The sequence below is a fragment of the Micromonospora sp. WMMD998 genome (assembly GCF_029581235.1).
Lineage (GTDB): Bacteria > Actinomycetota > Actinomycetes > Mycobacteriales > Micromonosporaceae > Micromonospora.
On the sequence record NZ_CP120740.1, the window covers coordinates 164,230 to 187,693 of the forward strand.

A 23,464-nucleotide genomic window follows, 5' to 3' on the forward strand; every position below is an offset into this window, starting at 1 on the left:
GGATGACGACGGCACAGCGGCCGACCCTGGAGGCGGTGGCCCGGCGGGCCGGCGTGTCCCGAGCCACGGTCTCCCGGGTGGTGAACGGCTCGACCACGGTCGCCGAGCCGATCCAGCAGGCGGTCCGGCGGGCGGTCGAGGAACTCGGGTACGTCCCGAACCTCGCCGCCCGCAGCCTGGTCACCCAGCGCACCGACTCGGTCGCGCTGGTGCTGCCCGAGGCGGCCACCCGGGTCTTCTCCGACGACCAGGTCTTCCCCGGCATCATCCGGGGCGCGGCCCAGGAGTTGGAGGCGGCGGACAAACAGCTCGTGCTGATGCTCGCCGGCTCACCGGCCGGGCACGAACGGGTCGAGCGGTACACCACCGGACGGCACGTCGACGGCGTGCTCTTCGCCTCGCTGCACGGGGAGGACCCGCTGCCCGGCAGGCTGGCCCGGCTCGGCATCCCGGTGGTGTGCAGCGGCCGGCCGCTGGACGGCGCCGACGTGCCCTACGTCGACGTGGACCACACCGGCGGCGTGACCACGGCGGTGGAGCACCTGATCGCCGCCGGACGGCGGCGCGTCGCCACCATCGCCGGCCCGCAGGACATGGTCGCCGGCATCGAGCGGCTGATCGGCTACCAGAGCGCGGTCACCGCTGCCGGGCTGCCGGAGCTGGTCGCGTACGGCGACTTCACCCGGGAGTCCGGCACCGCCGCGATGCGCGAGCTGCTCGCCGCCGACCCGGAGCTGGACGCCGTGTTCGCCGCCTCCGACCTGATGGCGCACGCGGCCCTGCGCACGCTGCGCGAGGCGGGCCGGCGGGTGCCCGACGACGTCGCGGTGATCGGGTTCGACGACATCGAGACGGCCGCGTACACCGAGCCGCCGCTGACCACCGTGCGGCAGCCGATAGTGGAGCTGGGCCGGGCGATGACCCGCCAGCTCCTGCGCATCGCCGCCGGCAAGCAGGTGGAGCAGGCGCTGCTGCTCCCCACGCAGCTCATCCTCCGCGACTCGGCGTAAGGCGGGGGCCCCGCTTAACGCATTCGGTAGAGGAAGGGGCCCCGCTTAACAAACCGCTCGCGGCGCGCGGGCGGGGTGGCTAGCGTCGCGCGGATGAGTGAAGCCCTGATCCGTCCCGCCCGGGCCGACGACGCCGACGGCGTGGTGGCGCTGCGCAAGCTGGTCTTTCCCTACCTGGTGCGGGGCGTCGAGTCGACCCGCCGGATGATCAGCGAGCCGCCGCCGGGCGAGGACTGGGCGGCCTGGGTCGCCGAGGCGGACGGGCAGGTCGTCGGCTGGGTGTCCGCGTACCGCAACACGCAGACCTCGACGCCCGGGGTGGGCGAGATCGCCACCCTGCACGTCCACCCGGAGCATCGCCGCCAGGGCCTCGGCACCGCGCTGTTCGACCACGCCGTCGACCACGTCCGGGCGCTCGGATCGACCCAGGTCCGCGCCCACACCCGCGCCGATTCGCTGCCGTTCGCACGGCGGCGCGGCTTCGAGCCCAGCCGCGAGCTGCACTACGCCGCGCTCGACCTGCGGCCCGCCCCGCCGATGCCGGAGCCGCCGCCGGGCGTACGGCTGCTGCCGACCGCCGGGCTCGACCCGCGGCGGGTCCACCGCGTCGACGCCGAGGCGTCCCGGGACGAGCCGAGCGACGTGCCGGTCGACGCGCTCGACTACGACCTCTGGCGACACGAGTGCTGGGAGAACCTCGGGCTTGACCGGGAGGCCAGCACGGTCGCCGAGGTGGACGGCGAGCTGGTCGCGTTGAGCCTGGTCAAGCGCGACGGCGACCGGATGTGGTCGGACTTCACCGGCACGCTGCCCGCGTACCGGGGCCGGGGGTTGGCCCGGCTGACCAAACAGGCCGCGCTGCACGTCGCCGCGGCGCGCGGGGTGCGGACCGCGTACACCTCGAACGACGAGGCGAACGCGCCGATGCTGGCGATCAACGCGCGGCTCGGCTACCGGCGGGTGGAGAGCCTGTGGGCGTGCCGCCGCACGCTCAGCTGAGCCCGGCGGCGACCTGCGACGCCGTCGCGTACGTGTCCGTCCCGAACAGCACCAGTCGCGCCTCGACCAGGTGCGCCGGGGTGGCCGCGTGCAGCGCGGTCAACGCCTGGGTGACCGCGTCCTCGACCGGCCAGCCGTAGATCCCGGCGGAGATCAGCGGAAAGGCCACGGACAGCGCGCCCAGCTCGTCGGCGACGCGCAGGCTGTTGGCGTAGCAGTCGCGCAGCAGCGCCGACCGGTCCTCGCGCGGCGCGTACACCGGTCCGACCGTGTGCACGACCCAGCGCGCGGGCAGGTCGCCGGCGGTGGTGGCGACCGCCTGCCCGGTCGGCAGCCCCCGCCCGTAGCGGGCGGCGCGCAACGCCCGGCACTCCGCCAGGATCGCCGGGCCGCCGCGCCGGTGGATCGCGCCGTCCACTCCCCCGCCGCCGAGCAGCGACGAGTTCGCCGCGTTGACGATCACGTCGACCTGCTGGGCGGTGATGTCGCCCTGGATCAGCACGGTGTCCATCTCAACGCTCCTCGGTGTGTTGACCGAGCGACCGGCGGGCCAGCAGGGCCGCCCCGGCGACGGCGGCCGGCATGACCAGCACCGCGCCGAGCGGGATCAGGAAACACAGGAAGACCGCCACCCCGAAGCCGAGCGCGGTCGGCCGGTCGGCCCGCAGCCGCGCCCGCCGGTCCGGCAGCCGCATCCCACGCCGGTAGAACGGCGCGCCGACCAGCTCCAGCGCCAGGAACCAACCACCCACTCCGGCGCCGACCACCGGCACCACCGTCTGACCCACCACCGGGATGAAACCGGCCGCGAAGAGGGGTACGCCGATCAGCGCGGACAGCGCCACCAGGCGCAACGAGTCGGCGACGCTGCGCCGCAGCGAGGCCCAGAACGGCACGTCCACCTTGCCCGGGGTGCCGCCGAGGCGGTCCTCGACCCGCTCCGAGATGGCCTCGTAGAACGGGTCGCCGACGGCGAGTGTGACCGCGGTGAAGGTGAGCACCCCGAGCAGCGCGGCCACCCCGACGACGGCCAGCCCGGCGGCGACCCGCAGCAGCCCACGAGCGGTCGACGACCAGTCGTCGGCGAACGGGGTGAGCCAGGCCGCCAGGTCGTCCACGAAGTAGAGCAGGGTGGCGAAGACGGCCAGGTAGAGCACGCCGGAGATCAGCGCCGGCACGATCCCGAGCACCATCAGCCGGGGGCTGCGGACGTACATGCCGAGCCCGCGCAGCAGCAGGCCGGCGCCGCCGAGGAAGCGGGTGACCGCGCCGGTGACGGGCGCGACGGTACGGGAGGCGTTCACAACGGCACAGCCTAGTGGGCTCGCGCACGTCGCCGCCGGAGGTGTTAGGCGGGGCCCCTTCCTATACCGAATGCGTTAAGCGGGGCCCCCGCCTTACACAATGGGTGGGTGCGTGCGTCGCGGCTGATCTCGTTGGTGCTGCTGCTCCAGTCCCGGGAGACGATGACGGCGGCCGAGCTGGCGCACGAGTTGGAGGTCTCCGAACGCACCGTCTACCGGGACGTGCTGGCGCTCTCCGCCGCCGGCGTGCCGGTCTACGCGGACCGGGGACGGGCCGGCGGTTACCGCCTGCTCGGTGGCTACCGGACCCGCCTGACCGGGCTGAGCCGGGACGAGGCGGAGGTGCTGTTCCTGGCCGGGCTGCCGGGGCCGGCCGGCGACATGGGGCTGGCCGACGCGGTGGCCGCCGCCGAGCTGAAGGTGCTGGCCGCGTTGCCGCCGAGCCTGCGGGACGCGCCGGCGCGCACCGGGCAGCGGTTCCACCTGGACGTGCCGGGCTGGTTCCGGGAGTCCGCCGCACCGCCCCGGCTGGCCGAGCTGGCCGGGGCGGTCTGGGGGGACCGGATGGTCGAGTTGCGTTACCGGCGCGGCGACCGGGAGGTGACCCGCGAGCTCGCCCCGTACGGGCTGGTGCTGAAGAACGGGGTCTGGTATCTGGTCGGCCGGGTCGGTGAGGCGTGGCGGACATACCGGGTGGACCGGGTGGTCGACGTCGAGGTGGGTGCGGCCGGCTTCGACCGGGACGAGCGGTTCGACCTCGGGGCGTACTGGCGGGAGCAGGCCGGCGCGTTCCTGCGCGACCTGCTGCGGGAGCGGGTGACGGTCCGGCTCGGACCGGCGGGCCTGCGGGCGCTGCGGCACCTCGTGGACGCGCCGTTCGTCTACGAGGAGGCGGTCGCCGCGGCCGACCGGCCCGACGGGCAGGGCCGGCTGGTGCTCCGGCTGCCCGTCGAGTCGGTCGATGTCGCGTACGGCCAACTGCTGGCGCTCGGCCCCGAGGTGGAGGTGCTGGCGCCGCCGGAGCTGCGGGACCGGTTCGCCGAGGCGGCCCGCCGCGCGGCGGCGCTCTACGCCGGCCCGCCGGAGGACACCGGTCAGCGGTAACCGGTGTCGTCGGCCGGCTTGCCGGTGGCGACCACCTCGTCGTGGTAGCGGGCCCAGTGCGGGCGGGTGCCGTCCAGGTCGGTGAAGCCGTACACCTGGGCCAGGCCGCCGCTGTCCAGCGACCGGCCGTTCCAGCGGGCCCGGTCCGGGTCGGCGGCCAGCGCGGCCACCGCACGCCCGACGAACGCCGGCGTCTCGGACATCACGAAGTGCGGGTCGGTCTTCGCGCCGTCGCGCCAGGTGGCCTCCGTGACGCCGAAGTGCTCAAGCATCGCCTCGGAGCGCAGCCAGCCGGGGGTGAGCGCGACCGCGGTGCAGCCGTGCGGGGCCAACTCGTGCGCCTGGCTGAAGCCGAGCCGGTTCACCGACACCTTCGCCAGGTCGTAGAAGACCGACAGGCGGTAGGTGGTGTCGTTGTACGCCTTCGTGCCGTCGCCGATCTCGACGACCAGCCCGCCCGGCTTGCGGATCAGCAGCGGCAGCGCGAAGTGGCTGGTGATGATGTGGGTGTCGACGGCCAGCCGGAGCGTGTGGAAGCCGGCGTCGAGCGGCTGCTCCCAGACCGGCTTCTCCCAGGTGATCAGCGGGTCGGCGCCCCAGATGTCGTTGACCAGCACGTCGAGGCGGCCCTGCTCGGCGTCGATCCGCTCGACCAGCCCGCGTACCTGCTCGGGGTCGAGGTGGTCGACCGCGACGGCGACGCCGGTGCCCCCGGCGTCGGTGACCAGCTCGGCGGTCTCCTCGATGGTCTCCGGCCGGTCCATCTCGGAGCGGCGCTCCCGGGTGGTGCGACCGGTGGCGTAGACGGTGGCTCCGGCGGCGCCGAGCTGGACGGCGATCTGCCGACCGGCGCCCCGGGTCGCGCCCGCCACGAGCGCGACCTTGCCGGTGAGTGGTGAGTTCATGGGTTCACCGTGTCACCGATACCTGACACCCGACGTCCGGTTTTCCGGACGGTCCGGGTCAGTCCGCCAGGCGTACGCGGACCCGGCGGTTGGCCCGGCCCTTGCTCTCCACCTTGACCACCTGGATCTTGCCGATCTGCGCGGTGGAGGCGACGTGGGTGCCGCCGTCGGCCTGCACGTCGAGCCCGACGATGTCGACGATCCGCACCTCCTGCTCGGTCGGCGGGATCAGGTTGGACTGGGTGCGGATGATGTCCGGCAGGGCGAGCGCGTCGGCGCGCGGCAGCACCCGGACGGCGACCGACCGGTCGGCGGCCACCTCGGCGTTGACCAGCTCCTCGATGCGGGCCTTGAAGTCCGGCGGCACCTCGGGGAGGTTGAAGTCCATCCGGGCCTCGCCGGGTTCCATGTTGCCGCCGGTGACGAGCGCGCCGAAGTCGCGGAACACCACGCCGCACAGCACGTGCAGCCCGGAGTGGGTGCGCATCAGCATGGTCCGCCGGCCGTCCTCCACCGCTCCTGTGACGTCGGTGCCGACCGGCGGCAGCGGGTCACCCTCGGCCGGGATGAGCCAGAGGTCGTCGCCCTTGCGGGTGCCGACGACGCGGGTCTGCACGCCCTGCCAGAGCAGCACGCCGTGGTCCGGCGGTTGGCCGCCGCCGCCCGGGTAGAACGCGGACCGGTCCAGCACGATGCCCTGCTCGGGATCGGCCGCGAGCACCCGGCACGTCCACTCGCGCAGCGTGGGGTCGGCGAGGTCGAGTCGGTGCGTACGGCCGTGGTGTGTGACGCCCATGGGCGGTGACGTTACTCGTTGAGGAACGACGAGATGCGCCCGCGCAGGTCGGCGCGTTCGGTCCAGAGCACGCCGGGCCGGTCGTACACGTGCAGGGTGGCCGCCGGCAGCGCGGCGGCCAGCCGCTCGGCGACGGAGACCGGATGCAGGTCGTCGTCCGCGCACGCGATCACCAGGGCCGGCGCGGTGACCGCGGCGAGCGCGCCGGCGTCGTCGAGCGCGGCCTGCTCGGGCAGGCCGGCCAGGCCGGGCGCGAGCCCGTCGCGCAGCAGTTGGTCGAGTCGTTGCCGCAGGTAGGACCAGCCGGCCGGGGTGTTGCGGACCGACGGCGGCAGCTCCAACGACACCACCTCGGCGAGCGCGTGCGCGTCGCCGTCGGCCACCGCGTCGAGCAGGCCGGTGAGGCGGGTGCGGGCCGGCTCGCCGCGCGGCGTGTCCAGCACGGCGGGGAGGAAGAAGACGAGCTTCTCGAAGCGTTCGGGGCTCTCGGCGAGCACCCGGCACAGCGCGCCCGCGCCGAGGCTGGCGCCGAACGCGCGGGTGGCGCCGCCGAGGTCGGCGACGGACCGCAGGTCACGGGCGAGGTCCAGGTAGGTCCACGGCCCGGGCGGGGAGTCGGAACGGCCGTGCCCCCGGAACTGGAAGAAGATCCGCCGCCCGGTGACGCCGCTGCCGAAGGGCCGGGTGGTGGCGATGCCGTTGCCCAGCCCGTGCGCGAACACGGTGACCGGGTCACCGACGCCGGTGACCAGGCGTTCCAGGCGTACCCCGTGCGGGGTGGCGACCAGTTCCGTCTCCGGCTCGGGCAGCGCCGGGCGGCCGGTGCGCGGCCCGCCCGGGCCGGGTCCCCAGGTGCGGGGGCCGCCGTCCGGCGGCGGGGGCCAGCGGAAACCTCTCACCAGGACCCTCGGCCGTCGTGCAGGTCCCGCAGGCCGGGCCGCACGTCGAGCAGGTAGATCAGACCGGCCGCGATGCCGACCAGTCCGAAGAGGCTGATCGGGCCGAAGCCCAGCAGGGTCAGCAGCAGGCAGACCGCCAGGATGGCGATCCAGCCGCCCTTGGGCAGCGTCCCGATGGCGGCGAAGCCGTCGCCGCGCTGGGTGAGTGCGTGCACCAGTGCCACGCCCTGGATGACCAGGGCGAAGACGAGCAGAATCAGCTCGACCACGGTGCGGACTTCGAACGCGAAGATCGGCGCGGCGTAGACCATGTCGGCAAGCTTAGGCCGAGACCCCGGAAAGGTCCGACAGGACGCCGTCCGGGGTCTCGGTGTGCGGTCGGGTCACTCGGCGGCCGGGCGGGTCCGCTTCGTGGCCTTCGGGGTGGCCGGCTTGGCGGCGGCGGCCCCGGTGGTGGTCGCCTTGGTGGCCCGGGTGCGCTTCACGGCGGCCGGCTTGGCGGCCACCGCCTCGGCGACCTCGGTCGGGCTGGGCACCTCGGTCGACGGGGCGTCGACCGGGGCCACGGCGGCGGGCGCGGTCTCCTCGGTCGCCTCGATGTCGGCGTTGACCGTGTCGGCGGCCTCCAGCACGCCGGCGCCGACGACCCGCTCACCGCGGGCGACCAGCTCGGCGTACGCGGCCAGGGCGCGCTGCTGCGCGACGTACGCGCCGGACACCACGGCGGCGGCGTTGCGGGTGGCGGCCTCGCGGAGCTTGTCCAGGTTGGCGGCCTCGCGGAGCTTCTCCAGGTTGGCGGCCTCGCGGAGCTTCTCCAGGTTGGCGGCCTCACGGAGCTGGTCGAGGTCGGCCTTCTGGCGCAGCTCGTAGCCGGTGCCGACGGCCTTGCCGCCGAGGTCGGTGACGACCCGGGTGCCGAGGCCGCTGACCACGGTGGGCAGCTTGCGGAGCTGCTCCAGGGCCAGCTCGCCGGCGCCGGCGGCGGCGTAGAGGGGGGCGGGGATGCGGTTGGTCTTCGGCTGGGTCATGACTGCTCCTCTTCGGCCGCTCCGGCGGCCTTCCGGGCCGCCCGGCGGGCGGTCGTGCGTTCGCGGGCGGCGGTGGTCGGCGCGGGCGCGGGGCCCGCCTCGGTGACGGCCACCGATTCGAGGACCGCCTCGGTCGGGGTGCCGTCGGGCGTCACGGGGCCGGTCGCGGCCGGCGCGACGGTGGCCGGGGCCGACGGCGCGGTGGCCGGCTCGGCGGCTTCGGTCGGGCCGGTCGTGCCGGTCGCCTCGGCCAGGCGTGCGTTCTCCCGGCGGAACGTCTCGTAGATCTGGGTGAGCGACTGCTTCTGCGCCATGGTCAGCTCGGGGTCGACCGCGATGGCCGCGAGCACACCCTGGCCCTCCTTGTCGTCGAGCAGCCCGGCCCGCAGGTACATGGCCGGGGTGGAGACGCGCAGCGCGCTGGCGAGCTGCTGGAGCACCTCGGCGCTCGGCTTGCGCAGCCCGCGTTCGATCTGGCTCAGGTAGGGATTGCTGACGCCCGCCTGCTCGGCGAGCTGGCGCAGCGAGATCTTCGCGTTGCGCCGCAGGTCGCGAATGAACCCGCCGACATCGGGAAGGTCCTTGCTGGTGGCCATAACTCCACCGTAACGCGCCCTGCTAGCTGCTGCAAGCAAAGTGCTAGCCACAGTTAGCGAGGTCACTCGAAGCCGGTTGCGGGCCCGATGGGCGGTCCGTACCGTTCCACCCTGTGACCAAGATCGAGATCAACGGCGCACGGCTCACGTACGACGAGGTCGGCAGCGGCAGCGTCGTGGTGCTGTTGCACGCCGGCATCGCGGACCGGCGAATGTGGCGGGAGCAGGTGCCGGCGCTCGCCGCCCGGCACCGGGTGATCGTCCCCGACCTGCGCGGCTACGGCGAGTCCGAGCTGCCGCCCACCCCGTTCGCCCACCACGACGACGTGATCGGGCTGCTCGACGCGCTCGGCGTCGAGCGGGCCGCGCTCGCCGGCTGCTCGTTCGGCGGCCGGGTAGCGGTGGACACCGCGCTGGCCCACCCGGAGCGGATCTCGGCGCTCGCGCTGTTCGGGGCCCCGGTCTCCGGCCACGAGTGGTCCGAGGAGACCGAACAGCTCTGGGAGGAGTTGGTCGGCGACGTGGACCCGGAGGACGTCACCGCCACCGCCGCCGGGGAGGTGCGGTTCTGGGTGGTCGGCCCGACCCGCCAGCCGGCGGACGTCGACCCCGGGCTGATCCGGTTCGCCGAGGAGATGGACCGCTGGGCGCTCGCCGCCGAGCAGGCGCTCAGCGCGATCGAGGTGGGCGAACTGGACCCGCCGGCCGTCGACCGGCTGGGCGAGCTGCGGATGCCGGTGCTGGCCGCCGCCGGCGCCCACGACCTACCCGACGTCCACCGCCTGGCCGACCGGATCGCCGCCGAGGCCCCGCACGGCACCCGCCTGCCGGACATCCCCGACGCGGCCCATCTGGTCCCCCTGGAACGCCCCGGGCCGGTCAACGCCGCCCTGCTCGACTTCCTGCCCTGATCGCCGTCGCGGTCGCGCGCTCGTCGCCCCGACGGGCGCGCGGCCGGCCGGCTACCAGACCGGGCGGACCGCGCCGACCGGGAGACCGCCGCCCAACAGGGGGAACTCGGCATACTCGGTGAGGATGGGCGCGCGCAGCCCGAGCCGCGTCAGGGCCGAGGTCAGCACCGGCATCCGGGGGCGCGCCGCGCCGTCGTCGATCTTCAGGGCGACCGCGCCGACCCCCGGGACCGCCGCCGCCAGCACACCCTCCGCGCCGATCTTGGCCAGCAGTCCGGGTACGCCGAGCATCAGCCGGGTGTCGTCGGCCACGGTGCCGCCGACCATCTCCGGGTACGCCCGCATCGCGTCCGCCACGCCCCGCTCGACCGTGCCCGGCTCGGCGGTCACCAGCCGCAGAAAGGCGCGTGCCAGCCCGGTCAGTGACACCGCGTGCACCGGCGCGCCACAGCCGTCCACCCCGACCGCCGCCACCGGCTCGCCGGTGAGCTCCTCGACGGTCGCGGTCACCCGCTGCTGGAGCGGATGCTCCGGCCGCCAGTAGCCGTCCAGCGGCCAACCGGCGGCCAGGCAGGTGAGCAGCATGCCGGCGTGCTTGCCCGAGCAGTTCATCAGCACCCGGGACGGACCGCCGCCGGCCCGCAGCACCGCCTCCCGGGCGGCCTCGCCGAACGGCAGGTCCGCCGGGCAGCGCAGCGCGTCCTCGTCCAGCCCGGCGCCCCGGAGCAACGCGACGACCCGCTCGACGTGGAACTCCTCGCCCGCGTGGCTCGCCGCGACGAGCGCCACGTCGGCTGGGTCGGTCAACGGCAGCCCGGCCCGGAGCATGCCGACCGCCTGCATCGGCTTGTTGGACGAGCGGGGGAAGATCGGCGAGGTGACGTCACCCGCCCCGGCGGCCGGCGAGCCGGCGGCGTCGAGCGCCACCACGGAACCCCGGTGGACGCCCTCCACGAACCCGGACCGGACCACCTCGGCGAGCGGCACGCCGCCCTCGTACGTCTTTCCCACGGGATGGACGGTACCGACGGGGCGCGGCGGGCCCGCGGCGGGGTGACCTGCGACGTCGACCCTGGCCGTACAGGGGTGTGCGCTCGCGTGCCGCTTACACGCCGAGCAGCGTGCGCGCCTCGGCGGTGGTGAGCGGCGGGCGCTGGGCGAGCTGCGCGAAGCCGACCGCCCGGGCGACGAGTTGCATGTTGGACTCCACCGGGCGGCCCTTCGCGTAGGTGACCGTGTCCTCCATGCCGACCCGCAGGTGACCGCCGGTCGAGAGCGAGGCGAGCATCACCGGGATGGTGCTGCGTCCGATGCCGGTGGCCGAGAACGTGGTGCCCGCGGGCAGGTCGCGGAGCATCTGCTCGGCGGCGACCAGGGTGGCCGTGGTGCCCGGCATCCCACCCGGCACACCCATCACGAAGTCGACGTGGACGTGCCCGCCGTGCGGCAGGCCGTACCTGCCGAGCAGCCGCTGCAACGCGGTGAGGTGCCCCAGCTCGAAGATTTCGTACTCGGGGACGACGCCCCGCTCCTGCATCCGGGTGTGCAGGTCGACGATGAACTCCCAGCGGTTGAGGAACACGTCGTCCCCGAAGTTGACCGTGCCCATGGTGCAGGAGGCCATGTCCGGCGCGGCGTCGAGCACGGCGAGCCGGTGGGCCTCCGGGTCGGTCACCGCGCCGCCGGAGGAGAGCTGCACGATCAGGTCGGTGCTCTCCCGCAACGCGGCCACGGTCTCCCGCAGCCGGCCCTGGTCGAGCGTCGGCCGCGCCTCGTCGTCGCGGATGTGGACGTGGATCACGGCCGCGCCGAGCGCCTCGCACTCCTTGGCGGTCAGCAGCAGCTCGTCGAGCGTCACCGGCAGCGCCGGCACCTCCGCCTTGGCCGACTCCGCGCCGGTGGGGGCAACCGTGATCAACGTCCCTGTCGTCATGCCCCGGATCCTAGACGGCCGCCGTCGCACCGCTGCGCAGGCGTTAAGCGGGGCCCCCGCCTCTACCGGAGGCGTTAAGCGGGGGCCCCTCCTTACACATCGAGGGCGGCGGCGGAGTCGCCCACCATCAGGCGGGCGTCGTCGGGGGTGTTGCGCTTGAGCACGGCGAGCGCGATCTGACCCAGCTCGTAGTGGTGCACGGCGGTGCCGACGAAACCGACGGTACGACCGTCGAGCGTCACCGGCGTGCCGGCGGCCGGCGGCTTGTCGCTCGTCACGCCGTCCAGGTGCAGCAACGCGAGCCGGCGCGGAGGCTTGCCCAGGTTGTGCACCCGGGCCACCGTCTCCTGCCCCCGATAGCAGCCCTTGTCCAGGTGGACGGCCGGTGCGATCAGATCCACCTCGGCGGGGATGGTGCGGTGGTCGGTGTCCACCCCGGCCCGGGCCCGCCGGGCGGCCACCCGGACCGCCTCGTACGCCCACAGCCCGGCCACCGGCACGCCGGCGTCCCGCAGCTCGGCCACCACCCGGGCCATGGCCGGGCGGGGCACCAGCAGGTCGACACCGAGCGCCACCCGCCGGGCCCAGCCGCCGGCCGGCAGCGGCTTGACGTCGTACACCACCGAGGGGCGTGCGGGCAGCTCGCCGGAGCGGAACTTCGGACCCGGCACCCCGACCAGGTCGGGCGCGGCCAGCCCGGTGACGCCCAGGGTGTCGAGCGCGCCGGCGGCCTCCGGCCCGACCAGCGAGAGCAGCGCATGGTCGGCGGTGACGTCGCGCGGGTCGACCTTGCTGAAGAAGCGCATCTTCTCCAGGTACGACAGCAGCCCGCCGGTCATCCCCGGCTCGGTGTCCAGCCAGGTGGTCTCGCCGTCCTCGGTGACGAGCGCGTGCTGCTCGACGTGCCCGTTCGGGGAGAGCACCAGCAGCTCGGTGCCCTGCCAGGGGGTCAGCGCGGCCAGGTGCTGGCTGGTCAGCGTGTGCAGCCAGGAGATCCGTTCCTCGCCGGGGACCGCGAGCACGCCCCGGTGCGACCGGTCGACCAGGCCCACGCCGGTGGCGAGCGTCCGCTGTTCGCGCATCGGGTCGCCGTAGTGCGCGGCCACCGGGGCGACCCCGGCCGCCCGGTGGGCCGGCTCGGGCTGGTCCCGGGTCTGCTCGTCGATGGCGTCGGCGGCGACCGCGCCCGCGATGTCGATCATCTCTGTTCCCCGTCCTGTGCGCACCTGCCGCAGACCCCGAAGAGCGCGACGTGCCCGATGTCGACCTGGAATCCGCGCTGCCCGGCCAGTTGGTCGGCGAGCGGCCGGAGCATCTCCGGGGAGATCTCGTCGATCGCCCCGCACTCCCGGCACACCAGGTGCACGTGTTGGTGCTCGCCGGCCGCGTGGTAGGTCGGCGAGCCGTGCGACAGGTGGGTGTGTGTCACCAGGCCGAGCCGCTCCAGCAGCTCCAGTGTGCGGTAGATGGTGGTGATGTTGACGCCGGCCGCCACCTCACGGACCGCCGTGTGCACCTGTTCCGGGGTGGCGTGCCCGAGATCCAGGACAGCCTGGAGGACAAGCTGCCGCTGCGCCGTCAGCCGCAGCCCGCGCGAGCGGAGCAGTTCCGCGAGGGAGGATTCGGACACCCTCCGATCATAGTTCGGCCGCCGCGCCGGCCGGCACTCATGATCGACGGGCCGGGGCGCACCGGAGTCGGGTCAGCCGGCGACCCGGGTCAGGCGGGCGGACAGGTGTGGGCTCAGGGGGTGGCCCATCGCGGCCATCTCCTGGGCGTACAGCAGGGCGCCCTCGACGATGCCGAACAGGCGGGCGCCGGCCGTGACCTCCTTCGCCGTGGCGGTACGGACGACCGCGTCGGTGGCGAACTCGATCTGCGTGCCCCGGCGCTTGCCGATGTGCAGCTCCATCACGCCCGTCGGCACGCTCATCAGCGCCTCGATCTCGTCGGTGACCCGATCGCCGTCGAGCACCGGACGCCACCAGCCCACCTCGCGACCGGCCGGACGGACCGGGCGGCTCTGCTCGTCCAGGATCCACGCCCGGGACTCGTAGAGCAGGAACGGGCGGCCGTCGTGGCTGATCCGGATCTCCTGGGCGAAGTCGAAGTCCTCGATCGTCGGGAACCCGCCGCGACCCCGACCGCGCCACACCCCGATGTAGGGCAGCAGACCATCCAGGCTCGGGTGCAGCTTCGGGCCGACACGCAGGTCGTGGCTCTCCTCGTAGGGGTACGGGTCGACCGGCGGCGCGTTCAGCCACGGCGGCTGAAGCGGATTCTCACTCATGGGTCACCATTTACCTCTTGCGATTCGCACAGCGACATAGACCAGGCCACCGGCGAACGCGCCCAGGCCGGCGACCAGCAGGCTGACGAACCCGATCTCGGTAACCATCCGGGCCATCCTATGCTGGGCGGCATGACGCGCACTCTCGTCGTCAAGGCCACCGCCGGAGCGGACGCCCCGGAGCGGTGCGCCCAGGCGTTCACCGTCGCCGCCACCGCAGCCGCGGCCGGGGTGGACGTGTCGCTCTGGCTGACCGGCGAGTCGACCTGGTTCGCGCTGCCCGGGCGCGCGGAGTCGTTCGAGCTGCCGCACTCGGCGCCGCTGGGCGAGCTGCTGCACGTGATCCTGACCACGGGCCGGGTGACCGCCTGCACGCAGTGCGCGGCCCGGCGGGACATCGGCCCGGGCGACGTGCTGCCGGGCATCCGGATCGCCGGGGCGGCGGTCTTCGTCGAGGAGGCGATGACCGAGGGCGCGCAGGCCCTGGTCTACTGAGCCTCCGCCGGTTGTCCATTCTGACCGGTCCGTCGATCCTGACCCGACATGTCGGATATACGCATACCATTCTGATGTGAGTGAGGCGATCGAACAGTTCTTCGCGTCGTTGCCGGCGCGCGCCCCCGCCGTGTTGCGCAGCCCGATCGGCGGCACCCTCCAGATCGACCTGACCGACGGCAACCGCACCGAGCACTGGTACGTGACGCTGGCCCCCGGGTCGGCGCGGGTCAGCCGGCAGGAGGAGCGCCCGCCGGATGCCATCCTGACCGCCGCCACCCAACTCTTCGAAGGGCTGGTCACCGGCCGGGAGGCCGGCATGGCAACGGTGCTGCGCAACGAGGCCACGTTCGGCGGGCAGGTCGTGCTGTTCCTGGCACTACGCCGCTTCCTGCCCAACCCGCCCGGCGTGCGGGACCCGAGGGACGCCGCCCGCGAACACGTGCGGCGGTCGACGTGAAGGAACGGGTGAGCATCCTCGACGGCAACACGTTCCTGGTCAGCGACCGGCGCGGCAACATCGAGCCGTCGTACGAATTCCCCACCGGGCTGTTCTCCTACGACACCAGGTTCCTCTCCACCTGGGTCCTCTCGCTCGACGGCCAACCGCTGCACGCGCTCTCGATCGACGACTCGCTGTCGTACAAGACCCGGTTCTTCATGGTCCCCGGCGATCCGACGCACGACCTGGACGCGGATGTCTCGGTGATCCGCAGCCACTCGATCGGCAGCAGCTTCGACGAGGACCTGACCCTGCTCAACCACTCGGTGCAGGACAGGGAGTTCCGTCTCCGGCTCGACATCGCCTCCGACTTCGCCGACCTCTTCGAGGTCAAGCAACGGTTGGCGAAGAAGGGCAGCACCAGCCCCACGGTGGAGGAGGACGGGCTGCGGCTCACCTACCGCCGGCAGGGTTTCCACCGGGAAACGAAGATCAGCAGCAGCGCACCGGTCGAGGTCGACCAGGGCGGGATGACGTTCCGGATCCGCGTCGCGCCACACGGCGCGTGGACCGCACGCCTGCACGTCTCCACCACGGTCTACGGGGCCCGCGGCGAGGACGCGCGGGCCACCCTGCCGCTCGGCGGGCAGCGCACGGTGGCGGACATCGAGGCCGAGCAGAACGCGCTGATCGAACGCGCGCCGACGCTCTCCTGCGACTGTCAGCCGCTGGCCGGGGCCTACCGCCGCAGCCTCACCGACCTGGCCGCCCTCCGGTACGAGTCGATCACCCTGGGCGTCCGGCTGGTCGCCGCCGGCCTGCCCTGGTTCATGACCCTGTTCGGCCGGGACAGCATGTTCACCTCGCTCCAGATACTGCCGTTCCTCCCCGAGCTGATCCAGCCGACCATCCTCATGCTGGCCGGGCTCCAGGGCACCCGGATCGACGACTTCCGGGACGAGGAGCCCGGCAAGATCCTGCACGAGTTGCGCTACGGCGAGACCGCCGGCTTCGAGGAGCAGCCGCACTCCCCCTACTACGGCGCCGCCGACACCACGGCGCTCTTCGTCATCCTGCTCGACGAGTACGAGCGGTGGACCGGAGACGGGACGCTCGTGCGCCAACTGGAGCAGGAGACCCGGGCGGCGCTGGCCTGGCTCGACACGTACGGGGACCTGCTCGGCACGGGCTACATCTGGTACATGACACGCAACCCGGAGACCGGGCTGGCGAACCAGTGCTGGAAGGACTCCCCCGACGCCATCTCCTACGCCGACGGCCGGCTGCCGCCGTTCCCCCGGGCCACCTGCGAACTACAGGGGTACGCCTACGACGCCAAGCTGCGCGGCGCCCGGATGGCCCGCACCCACTGGCACGACCCGGCGTACGCGGACCGGCTGGAACGCGAGGCGGCGGCGCTGAAGGAACGGTTCAACCGCGACTTCTGGATCCCGGAGCGGGAGTATTACGCGCTGGCCCTGGACCCGCGGGGGCGGCAGGTGGACGCGCTCACCTCGAACATCGGCCACCTGCTGTGGAGCGGCATCGTCGACGAGTCCCGGGCCCCGGCGGTCGTCGCCCACCTGCTCGGGCCGCGCCTCTTCTCCGGCTGGGGCGTACGCACGCTCGCCGACGACCAGGGCCGCTACAACCCGATCGGCTACCACGTCGGCACGGTGTGGCCGTTCGACAACTCGATCATCGCCTGGGGCCTGTGGAAATACGGCTTCCGCGACGAGGCCGGCCAGATCTGCGAGGCGATCGTGAGCGCGTCCAACTACTTCAACGGGCGGCTGCCCGAGGCGTTCGCCGGCTACGAGCGCGGCCTCACCGACTATCCGGTGCGCTATCCGACCGCGGGCAGCCCGCAGGCCTGGTCCGCCGGTACGCCGCTGCTGCTGCTCCGGGTGATGCTGGGGCTGGAGCCGCAGGGCGAGCATCTGATCATCGACCCGGCCGTGCCGTCGGGAATGGGCCGGGTGGAGCTGCTCGACATCCCGGGACGGTGGGGGCAGGTGGACGCCCTGGGCCGCAGTCGCACCCCGCACGACGCCACCCGAGGGCACTGAGCCGGCCGGATCAGGCCGGGCAGGGGCTGGTGACCGCCACCCGTACCCGCTCGTCGACCCGCTCGGCGAGCACCGCCGGGTCGCCCGGGCGGGCGTACCGGTCGGCGGAGTCCACCACCGGCGCGGCGCCGGCGCCGAACGCGGCGGCCAGCGGCTGGTCCGCCGCCACGGCGGCCTCGCCCCGGGCGGTCCGGGCGGTCCCGCCGCCGGGGCAGGGCGCGGCCAGCACCTGGACCGCGCCGGTCGCGCCGCCCCAGCGGCCCAGCACGCGGGCCAAGGCGGCGGACTCGCCGGCGGCGTCGGCGGCCGGTGCCCGGTAGCCGTCACCGACCGGCCGGCATCCGGTGGCGGCGGTGAGCAGGATCCGCCCGGGCCCGCCGGACCGGCCCTCGACCGCGACGAAGTCGCCGGCGTCGGCGCGCAGCAGCGGCTCGCCGTCGAACGACGAGACGCCGGCCCGCCACCGCGACGGCAGCCGGTCGGCCACCTGGCGCAGCACGTCGCGGGTGTCCGCGTCGGCGGTGGCCACCTCGATGCCGCGTTCCAGGCTCGCACCGGCGTCCAGCGGGGTCACCCGGCAGCCGCGGTCCAGCCGGTCCGGCAGGAGCGCCGGCACGCCGGCCGCCCCGACCGCGGCGCTCAGCTCACCGATCGCCCGGTCCACCACCGGACCGGCCTGGTCCAGCGAGCGCTGCTCCTTGACGGTGGGCGGATCGGTGCGCACCGACCACCAGGCCAGCCCGGCGAGCAGCACGGCCCACACCACCGTGGCAACCACCAGCCAGCGCTGCATGCGCCGGCCGGATCCGGGCTGCTCGGGACGGGTCGGCGGGGCGTACCCAGGGTGGACGGCACCGGTCACGCGATCCATCGTGTCACCCCTCCGCGACCCGCCTCGCTCCGGCTCTAAGATCTTGGTACGAAACGGCCCCCACAGGGGCACTTTGCTACCAGGATTCACCCGCATCCCAAAATCCGAGAGCCCTCGCGAGAAGGTGGCCCCTCGGTGGACGACGCCGCTGCGTGCGGCGGGTGGACCATCCGGGCGGCTGCACGTCCTGAGCCGGCGGCCCACGACGGCTCGGGCCGGCCACCCCGGTCCAGGGGCGGCCGGCCCGAGCCGACGCACGCGATGCGGAGGTGTTAAGCGGGGGCCCCGCCTATACCGCAGGCGTTAACAGGGGCCCCCGCCTTACGCCTTGACGGTGACGGTGACCTCGTTGATGCCACGGGCGGCGGTCACCGCGGTGTCGCCGTTGCCGTGCCGGGAGAGCGCCCGCAGCGTCCACGAACCCGGCGCGGCGAAGAACCGGAACTGCCCGGCCCCCGACGTCACCACCTCGGCGGTGAACTCGCCGGTCGAGTCGAGCAGCCGGACGTACGCGCCCGGCACGGCCTCACCGGACTCGGCGAGCACCTGCCCGGTGATGACGGTTTCCTTCTCCAGGTCCAGGCTGGCCGGGAGCGGGGCGGCCTGGTCCGGCGCGGCGCAGCCGGCAGCGGTCGGAGCGATCGGAGCGGTCGCCATGGTCACGCCTCCCCCGGCTCGTCGCCGAGCGCCACCGGCACGCCGACGAGCGAGCCGTACTCGGTCCACGATCCGTCGTAGTTCTTCACGTTCTGGTGCCCGAGCAGCTCCTGGAGCACGAACCAGGTGTGCGAGGAACGCTCGCCGATCCGGCAGTAGGCGATGGTCTCCCGGCCGTCGTCCAACCCGGCGTCGGCGTAGATCTTGCGCAGCTCGTCGTCGGACTTGAACGTGCCGTCCTCGTTCGCCGCCTTGGACCACGGCACGCTGATCGCGGTCGGCACGTGGCCGGCCCGCTGCGCCTGCTCCTGCGGGAGGTGGGCCGGGGCGAGCAGCCGGCCGGCGTACTCGTCGGGGCTGCGCACGTCGACCAGGTTCTTGGTGCCGATGGCGTCGACCACCTCGTCGCGGAACGCGCGGATCGAGGTGTCCGGCGCCTGCGCGACGTACTGCGTCGCCGGCCGCTGGACCGCGTCGGTGACGAGCGGACGGGCGTCCAGCTCCCACTTCTTGCGACCGCCGTCGAGCAGCTTGACGTCGCGGTGGCCGTAGAGCTTGAAGTACCAGTACGCGTACGCGGCGAACCAGTTGTTGTTGCCGCCGTAGAGGACGACGGTGTCGTCGTTGCCGATGCCCCGCTCGGAGAGCAGCGCCGCGAACTGTTCCTGGTTGACGAAGTCGCGGCGGACCTGGTCCTGGAGGTCGGTCTTCCAGTCGAGCTTGATCGCTCCGGCGATGTGGCCGGTGTCGTAGGCCGACGTGTCCTCGTCGACCTCGACGAAGACGACGCCCGGGGCGTCGAGGTTCTTCTCGGCCCACTCGGCCGAGACGAGTGCGGTGTCGCGACTCATCAGATCACTCCCTGGTGAGGATGGGTGGTGAGCCTGCGCGCGGAGATCGAAGTCGGTGGTTGTCGCACCACGCGCGGGACCCAGGCTGGAAACGGATCACGGGTACGTGCGACGGCGCCGCTGCCGGGCGTTCGGGGGGATGCTGCGAACCCTTGGTGCCGGTGGCCGCTAGGCGGCCGAAGACAGCCCCGCCGTCAGAGGACGGGGCGACACAGGCAGGTGGCCACGCGACACAGGTCGACCGCGCGCCGTTTGGTGAGGAGGGTCCCCATGGGCAGCGACACTACCAGCCGGACCCGCAAGCGCCACCGGTCCGACCAGCATGCGAGATGTGCGGACCGGTCCGCCGGCGGAGTTGATCAGACGGGTCGGCTCTCAGCCGGCCGAGTTGATCGGCACGTTCGTGGCGTCCGCTTCGATCACCAGGCCCTCCGGCGTCGGCTCCACCTTGCGCAGGTTGAGCTGGAACGGCAGCTCCGGCAGCGGCACGTCGATCGAGATGCTCTTGGCGTAGTTGGACAGCAGCGTCCGCGCCGGCGCCACGTTCGGCAGCCCCTCGGCGGTGAGGTCGTTGAAGCGCAGGGCCACCTTGCCGTCGTTCACGGTCAGGTCGGCGGTGCCGTTGACGGTCAGCTTGACGCCGAGGATGTCCACCGGGGCGGTGACGGCCAGGTTGCCGTCCCGCTCGGCCAGCTTCAGGCCGGGCCGGTTCAGCAGCTTCGCCAGGCTGTCGTAGGTGACGGTGCCCCGCCCGTCGACGCTCTCGGCCACCACGTCGCCCCGGCCGGAGCGGATGGTGTCCAGCGACGCGGTCACGTCGCGGGCGTCCACGTCCAGGCGCGGCACGTCGACCACGCCGCCCTGCACGTTGCCCCGCACGTCGGTCAACCGGATCGAGATCCGCTCGTACTTCCCGGCCAGCACCTGGTCGAGGAACGGGAAGCCGCCGATCTCGACCTTGGGCGCGCCGGACTGCGCGTCCTGCTTGGCGAGTTCCTGCCGCACCTGGTCGGCGATCGCCCGCTCGGCCACCCCGGCGGCCACCCGGTCGGCGACGACGAGCAGCCCGGCCAGCACCAGCAGCAGGACGACAAAACCGACAAGCAGCTTGCGGCCCCGGCGACGGGGCCGGCCCTCCGCGGGGTACGCCTCTGCCACGCCGCCTCCAGTCCTCGCCACGGTCACCGCGTCTCGCGGCGCAACCGTACTTACCCGAGGCGCGGTTTCCCCAACCGGGCGCGTCAGAGGAAGAGCACGCACATGGCGTACGCGGCCGGCGCGGCGAGCGCGAAGCCACCGAGCGGCCCCTGCATGTGCCGGGCCACCCACATGGTCGGCAGCTCGCCGGCCATCAGCCGGCCCGCCTCGGCGTATCCCACGGCCAGGTCGGCGAGCACGGCGGTGGCCGCGGCGACCACGCCGACCAGGGCGGCGCTGGTCGGGGTGAAGCCGACCAGGTAGCTGCCGAGCACGGCGCTGGTGAGCGTGCCGATCATGGCGCCCGCCACCACTCCGGCGGCGCCCCGGGGCACTTGCGGGGCGAGCCGCGGCCACGGCGCGATCGCGTCGGTCAACCGCGCCACCAGCAGGGCCACCCCGGCGGCGGTGAGGCAGACCGTGATCGCCTGGGTGCCCTTGGGGATCCGGCTGAGCACGATCAGCGAGGCGAACGCGACCACCCCGATCACGATGAGCAGGGTGCCGCCGAGCGAGTCGGTCACTCGGACCCGGTCCACCCGGCGGACGAGCTGGCCCAGCACGCCGAGCACGAGGCCGGCGACCGCGGCGTACCCGAGGGGGGCCAGGCCGGCGACGTCGGACTGCACGGCGGCGACGTCGGCGATCGCCGCCGTGCCGGCGCTGACAAGCGCCACGACGAGCAGCGCGGGCGGTCGCATGGCCATGGTCCAGGCGAGCACGTAGAGGAGTTGCACGCCGAAGACGATGGCCGCGAAGGGCAGCCGGTGCCCCGGGCCGGCGGTCTGCGCCCCGAGCACCAACCCCACGCCGAGCAGCGCGGCGAAGCCGGCCACGGTCAGCGCCAGCGGACGCCGGAAGGGGACCGGTGGGATGTCCTCCTCGGACGCCTCCTCCGACCCGGGGTCGGGACGCCGGCCCTGGCCGCCCTTGCGGAGCCGACGTGGCCCCTTACGCTCGGGCTGTTCCTCCTCCGCCTCGGCCGGCCCGGTGCGCGGGGCGGGCGGGTAGCCACGGGCGGGGCCGGACGGCCCGGCGGACGGGTCGTCGGCCCACGGGTCGCGAGCGGCGTCGCGTGAGGTGGAGGGAAACACGTCCCGATGGTGCCAGACCCGGGCGGTCCGGCGGGGGTCACGGTTTCGGCAACGTTAAAACCTTGGCCGCGATCGAGGGCAGAAAGGGCAAACAGGAAAAGCCGCGAAGGTGACGGCCGGAGCATCGGTTACGCTCAAGCCGTTACCCCGCCCGTCAGCGACGCCGGGACCCACGCAAGTTCACAGCGCCGCCCCACCCGGGCGTGCCGCTGGTCGCGCGCGGCCGTAGGGCCGCCGGGACGGAGGTGATCGTGGAGCTCCTGCTGCTCGTGACCGCACGAGCGGGTGAGCCGTCGGCGGTGCTGCCGGCGCTCGACCTGCTGCCGCACTCGGTGCGCACCGCACCCCGCGACGTCCGCACGCTGGTCTCCGGGCCGACGCCGGACGCCGTGCTGGTGGACGCCCGCTCCGAGTTGAGCGAGGCGCGTGCCACCTGCCGGATGCTGCATGCCACCGGGCTCGGCGTGCCACTGGTCGCGGTGGTGACCGAGGCCGGCCTGATCGCGCTGAACGCCGACTGGGGCGTGGACGACGTGATCCTCGCCGGTGCCGGCCCGGCCGAGGTGGAGGCCCGGCTGCGCCTCGCCGTCGGCCGGCTGAGCAACGCGGTCGCCGGCGCCGGCGGCTCGATCCGGGCCGGCGAGCTGAACATCGACCCGGACACCTACGCCGCCAAGCTGAAGGGCCGGCCGCTCGACCTCACCTACAAGGAGTTCGAGCTGCTGAAGTTCCTCGCCCAGCACCCGGGGCGGGTGTTCACCCGGGACCAGTTGCTGCGCGAGGTCTGGGGCTACGACTACTTCGGCGGCACCCGCACGGTCGACGTGCACGTCCGACGGCTACGCGCCAAGCTCGGCTCGGAGTACGAGTCGATGATCGGCACGGTCCGTCAGGTCGGCTACAAGTTCGTCGTGCCGCCGTCGCGTTCGCTGCCGGAGACGGAGCCCGCCCCGCTGCCGGTCTGACCGGTTCCGCACCACCCCCCCCCGGGGGCACTTTCCCCATATGTCCTATTTGACACAGAAATCCGCCTTATCCTGACTGCCTAATTTGTCAGGATCAAGGGGGACGCACGTGCGCGCGCTGACCACGGGGACGGCGAACGGCCGGTACCGCCTATGACCGGCTCGACGCCGCGGGTGCTGGTGGTCGTGACCGCGGTGCTCATCGGGCTGCTGGCCTCGGCGTACGCGCTGGGCCGCAGCCTGGTGCCCGAGCAGCACCCGACGACCGCCGGCACGGCCGCCTTCGGCGACACCACGCGCTACGCCGACCAGCCGCCGGACGCCGGCGCGCCGGAGGCCGCCCGGCCGAGCCCGGACGCGGCGCCGGACGCCGCCCCCGGCATGTCCGACGCCGGTGACGGCACCGGCCCCTTCGGCGCCCACCTCACCACCGGCTCGTCCCGGGTCGCGCTGACCTTCGACGACGGCCCCGACCCCCGGTGGACGCCACAGGTGCTCGCCCTGCTCGCCCAGTACGGCGTGAAGGCCACGTTCTGCGTCGTCGGCGAGAACGCCGAGAACTACCCGGACCTGGTCCGGTCGATCGAGGCCGAGGGGCACACCCTGTGCAACCACTCCTGGAAGCACGACGTCAACCTCGGCAAACGCACCACGGCGACGATCCGGGCGGACCTGCAACGCACCAACGACGCGATCCTGGCCGCCGCGCCGAACGCCCGGATCGCGTACTACCGCCAGCCCGGCGGCGCCTGGACCGCCCCGGTGGTGTCGGCCTGCACCGACCTGGGTCTCACGCCACTGCACTGGAGCGTCGACCCGTCCGACTGGAAGGCGCCGGGCGCGACCGTCATCGAGACGGCGGTCCGCACCCAGACCGGACCGGGCGCGATCGTGCTCATGCACGACGCGGGCGGGGACCGCTCCGGCACCGTCGCCGCGTTGCAGAAGCTGCTGCCCGAGCTGCTCGACCGCTTCGTGCTGGAGCCGCTGCCCACCGGCATCCAGTGACGAGTGCCACCGGCCGCCGTCGCGCTCCGGCGGGAACGGC

The 23,464-nt window shown here is 73.6% G+C and carries 29 protein-coding genes; 9 read left to right on the forward strand and 20 right to left on the reverse strand.

Features of this window, described 5'->3' with window-relative positions:
• Positions 1–2 precede the first annotated feature (2 nt).
• Together O7619_RS00780 and O7619_RS00785 are read left to right on the forward strand one after the other, a co-directional pair.
• Entirely contained in the window at positions 3–1,010 is a 1,008-nt protein-coding gene (locus tag O7619_RS00780; protein ID WP_282285040.1) for a LacI family DNA-binding transcriptional regulator, read from the forward strand.
• Positions 1,011–1,103: 93 nt separating this feature from the next.
• Complete coding sequence (locus O7619_RS00785; RefSeq protein ID WP_282285041.1) at positions 1,104–2,009, forward strand: GNAT family N-acetyltransferase; 906 nt, start codon at positions 1,104–1,106, stop codon at positions 2,007–2,009.
• Here O7619_RS00785 and O7619_RS00790 read toward each other — a convergent pair.
• Positions 2,002–2,520 (reverse strand): O-acetyl-ADP-ribose deacetylase, encoded by a 519-nt coding sequence (locus tag O7619_RS00790; protein ID WP_282285042.1) that lies wholly within the window; start codon positions 2,518–2,520, stop codon positions 2,002–2,004. The genes O7619_RS00785 and O7619_RS00790 overlap by 8 nt on opposite strands.
• Before the next feature lies 1 nt (position 2,521).
• Positions 2,522–3,313 (reverse strand): EI24 domain-containing protein, encoded by a 792-nt coding sequence (locus tag O7619_RS00795; RefSeq protein WP_282285043.1) that lies wholly within the window; start codon positions 3,311–3,313, stop codon positions 2,522–2,524.
• A 108-nt stretch (positions 3,314–3,421) separates the two neighbouring features.
• Here O7619_RS00795 and O7619_RS00800 point away from each other — a divergent pair, with 108 nt between their 5' ends.
• Positions 3,422–4,417, forward strand: coding sequence for a WYL domain-containing protein (locus O7619_RS00800; RefSeq protein WP_282285044.1), 996 nt, complete (start codon positions 3,422–3,424; stop codon positions 4,415–4,417).
• Here the strand turns inward: O7619_RS00800 and O7619_RS00805 are convergent.
• The 6 genes from O7619_RS00805 to O7619_RS00830 form a co-directional block, all read right to left on the reverse strand.
• The gene (locus tag O7619_RS00805) at positions 4,408–5,322 is read right to left on the reverse strand and encodes an SDR family oxidoreductase (RefSeq protein ID WP_282285046.1); all 915 of its coding nucleotides are present in this window, start codon (positions 5,320–5,322) and stop codon (positions 4,408–4,410) included. The genes O7619_RS00800 and O7619_RS00805 overlap by 10 nt on opposite strands.
• 58 nt (positions 5,323–5,380) lie before the next feature.
• Positions 5,381–6,118, reverse strand: a complete 738-nt coding sequence (locus O7619_RS00810; RefSeq protein ID WP_282285047.1) for an alanyl-tRNA editing protein — start codon at positions 6,116–6,118, stop codon at positions 5,381–5,383.
• 11 nt (positions 6,119–6,129) lie between these two features.
• A complete protein-coding gene (locus O7619_RS00815) occupies positions 6,130–7,017 on the reverse strand; it encodes an alpha/beta hydrolase (RefSeq protein WP_282285048.1) in 888 nt (295 codons plus the stop codon).
• Positions 7,014–7,328: a DUF2516 family protein gene (locus O7619_RS00820; protein WP_282285049.1), complete on the reverse strand. Its 315-nt coding sequence runs from the start codon at positions 7,326–7,328 to the stop codon at positions 7,014–7,016. The genes O7619_RS00815 and O7619_RS00820 overlap by 4 nt, the downstream gene beginning before the upstream one ends.
• Positions 7,329–7,400: 72 nt before the next feature.
• Positions 7,401–8,045 carry a hypothetical protein gene (locus O7619_RS00825; RefSeq protein ID WP_282285050.1) on the reverse strand — a complete coding sequence of 215 codons (645 nt, stop codon included), beginning with the start codon at positions 8,043–8,045 and terminating at the stop codon, positions 7,401–7,403.
• Positions 8,042–8,641: a helix-turn-helix transcriptional regulator gene (locus O7619_RS00830; RefSeq protein WP_282285051.1), complete on the reverse strand. Its 600-nt coding sequence runs from the start codon at positions 8,639–8,641 to the stop codon at positions 8,042–8,044. The genes O7619_RS00825 and O7619_RS00830 overlap by 4 nt, the downstream gene beginning before the upstream one ends.
• A gap of 113 nt (positions 8,642–8,754) precedes the next feature.
• Here O7619_RS00830 and O7619_RS00835 point away from each other — a divergent pair, with 113 nt between their 5' ends.
• Positions 8,755–9,552: an alpha/beta hydrolase gene (locus O7619_RS00835; RefSeq protein ID WP_282285052.1), complete on the forward strand. Its 798-nt coding sequence runs from the start codon at positions 8,755–8,757 to the stop codon at positions 9,550–9,552.
• 51 nt (positions 9,553–9,603) lie between these two features.
• Here O7619_RS00835 and O7619_RS00840 read toward each other — a convergent pair whose 3' ends face one another.
• From O7619_RS00840 to mtfM, 6 genes are all read right to left on the reverse strand, one after another.
• Positions 9,604–10,563 (reverse strand): asparaginase, encoded by a 960-nt coding sequence (locus O7619_RS00840; protein ID WP_282285053.1) that lies wholly within the window; start codon positions 10,561–10,563, stop codon positions 9,604–9,606.
• 94 nt (positions 10,564–10,657) lie between these two features.
• Positions 10,658–11,485 (reverse strand): 3-keto-5-aminohexanoate cleavage protein, encoded by an 828-nt coding sequence (locus O7619_RS00845; RefSeq protein WP_282285054.1) that lies wholly within the window; start codon positions 11,483–11,485, stop codon positions 10,658–10,660.
• Positions 11,486–11,577: 92 nt separating this feature from the next.
• Positions 11,578–12,687, reverse strand: coding sequence for a folate-binding protein (locus tag O7619_RS00850; protein WP_282285055.1), 1,110 nt, complete (start codon positions 12,685–12,687; stop codon positions 11,578–11,580).
• The gene (locus tag O7619_RS00855; RefSeq protein WP_282285056.1) at positions 12,684–13,115 is read right to left on the reverse strand and encodes a Fur family transcriptional regulator; all 432 of its coding nucleotides are present in this window, start codon (positions 13,113–13,115) and stop codon (positions 12,684–12,686) included. The genes O7619_RS00850 and O7619_RS00855 overlap by 4 nt, the downstream gene beginning before the upstream one ends.
• A gap of 72 nt (positions 13,116–13,187) precedes the next feature.
• Positions 13,188–13,775, reverse strand: coding sequence for an FABP family protein (locus tag O7619_RS00860; protein ID WP_282285057.1), 588 nt, complete (start codon positions 13,773–13,775; stop codon positions 13,188–13,190).
• Between the two features lie 3 nt (positions 13,776–13,778).
• Entirely contained in the window at positions 13,779–13,883 is a 105-nt protein-coding gene (mtfM, locus tag O7619_RS00865) for a small membrane protein MtfM (protein ID WP_281586437.1), read from the reverse strand.
• 12 nt (positions 13,884–13,895) lie between these two features.
• On the opposite strand from mtfM, the gene O7619_RS00870 reads away from it, so the two are divergent.
• The 3 genes from O7619_RS00870 to O7619_RS00880 all read left to right on the forward strand — a co-directional run bounded on the left by O7619_RS00870 (position 13,896) and on the right by O7619_RS00880 (position 16,781).
• A complete protein-coding gene (locus O7619_RS00870; protein ID WP_282285058.1) occupies positions 13,896–14,270 on the forward strand; it encodes a DsrE family protein in 375 nt (124 codons plus the stop codon).
• A 76-nt stretch (positions 14,271–14,346) separates the two neighbouring features.
• Complete coding sequence (locus O7619_RS00875) at positions 14,347–14,730, forward strand: SCP2 sterol-binding domain-containing protein (protein WP_282285060.1); 384 nt, start codon at positions 14,347–14,349, stop codon at positions 14,728–14,730.
• Positions 14,727–16,781, forward strand: a complete 2,055-nt coding sequence (locus O7619_RS00880; RefSeq protein WP_282285061.1) for a glycogen debranching N-terminal domain-containing protein — start codon at positions 14,727–14,729, stop codon at positions 16,779–16,781. Before O7619_RS00875 ends, O7619_RS00880 begins: the two co-directional genes overlap by 4 nt.
• 10 nt (positions 16,782–16,791) lie before the next feature.
• Here the strand turns inward: O7619_RS00880 and O7619_RS00885 are convergent, their stop codons facing one another.
• From O7619_RS00885 to O7619_RS00905, 6 genes are all read right to left on the reverse strand, one after another.
• Positions 16,792–17,643 carry a hypothetical protein gene (locus tag O7619_RS00885; protein ID WP_282285062.1) on the reverse strand — a complete coding sequence of 284 codons (852 nt, stop codon included), beginning with the start codon at positions 17,641–17,643 and terminating at the stop codon, positions 16,792–16,794.
• Positions 17,644–17,973: 330 nt separating this feature from the next.
• Positions 17,974–18,309 carry a DUF1416 domain-containing protein gene (locus O7619_RS00890; protein ID WP_282285063.1) on the reverse strand — a complete coding sequence of 112 codons (336 nt, stop codon included), beginning with the start codon at positions 18,307–18,309 and terminating at the stop codon, positions 17,974–17,976.
• A gap of 2 nt (positions 18,310–18,311) precedes the next feature.
• Entirely contained in the window at positions 18,312–19,160 is an 849-nt protein-coding gene (locus O7619_RS00895) for a sulfurtransferase (RefSeq protein ID WP_282285064.1), read from the reverse strand.
• A 194-nt stretch (positions 19,161–19,354) separates the two neighbouring features.
• Positions 19,355–19,432 carry an Ms5788A family Cys-rich leader peptide gene (locus O7619_RS30120; RefSeq protein ID WP_348774384.1) on the reverse strand — a complete coding sequence of 26 codons (78 nt, stop codon included), beginning with the start codon at positions 19,430–19,432 and terminating at the stop codon, positions 19,355–19,357.
• A gap of 103 nt (positions 19,433–19,535) precedes the next feature.
• The gene (locus O7619_RS00900; RefSeq protein WP_282285065.1) at positions 19,536–20,318 is read right to left on the reverse strand and encodes a DUF2993 domain-containing protein; all 783 of its coding nucleotides are present in this window, start codon (positions 20,316–20,318) and stop codon (positions 19,536–19,538) included.
• Positions 20,319–20,401: 83 nt separating this feature from the next.
• The gene (locus O7619_RS00905; protein WP_282285066.1) at positions 20,402–21,451 is read right to left on the reverse strand and encodes a hypothetical protein; all 1,050 of its coding nucleotides are present in this window, start codon (positions 21,449–21,451) and stop codon (positions 20,402–20,404) included.
• 245 nt (positions 21,452–21,696) lie between these two features.
• Between O7619_RS00905 and O7619_RS00910 the strand changes: the two genes are divergently transcribed.
• Together O7619_RS00910 and O7619_RS00915 are read left to right on the forward strand one after the other, a co-directional pair.
• Positions 21,697–22,416, forward strand: a complete 720-nt coding sequence (locus O7619_RS00910) for a response regulator transcription factor (RefSeq protein ID WP_281586426.1) — start codon at positions 21,697–21,699, stop codon at positions 22,414–22,416.
• 153 nt (positions 22,417–22,569) lie between these two features.
• Positions 22,570–23,424 carry a polysaccharide deacetylase family protein gene (locus tag O7619_RS00915; RefSeq protein WP_282285067.1) on the forward strand — a complete coding sequence of 285 codons (855 nt, stop codon included), beginning with the start codon at positions 22,570–22,572 and terminating at the stop codon, positions 23,422–23,424.
• The last annotated feature ends 40 nt before the right edge of the window (positions 23,425–23,464 follow it).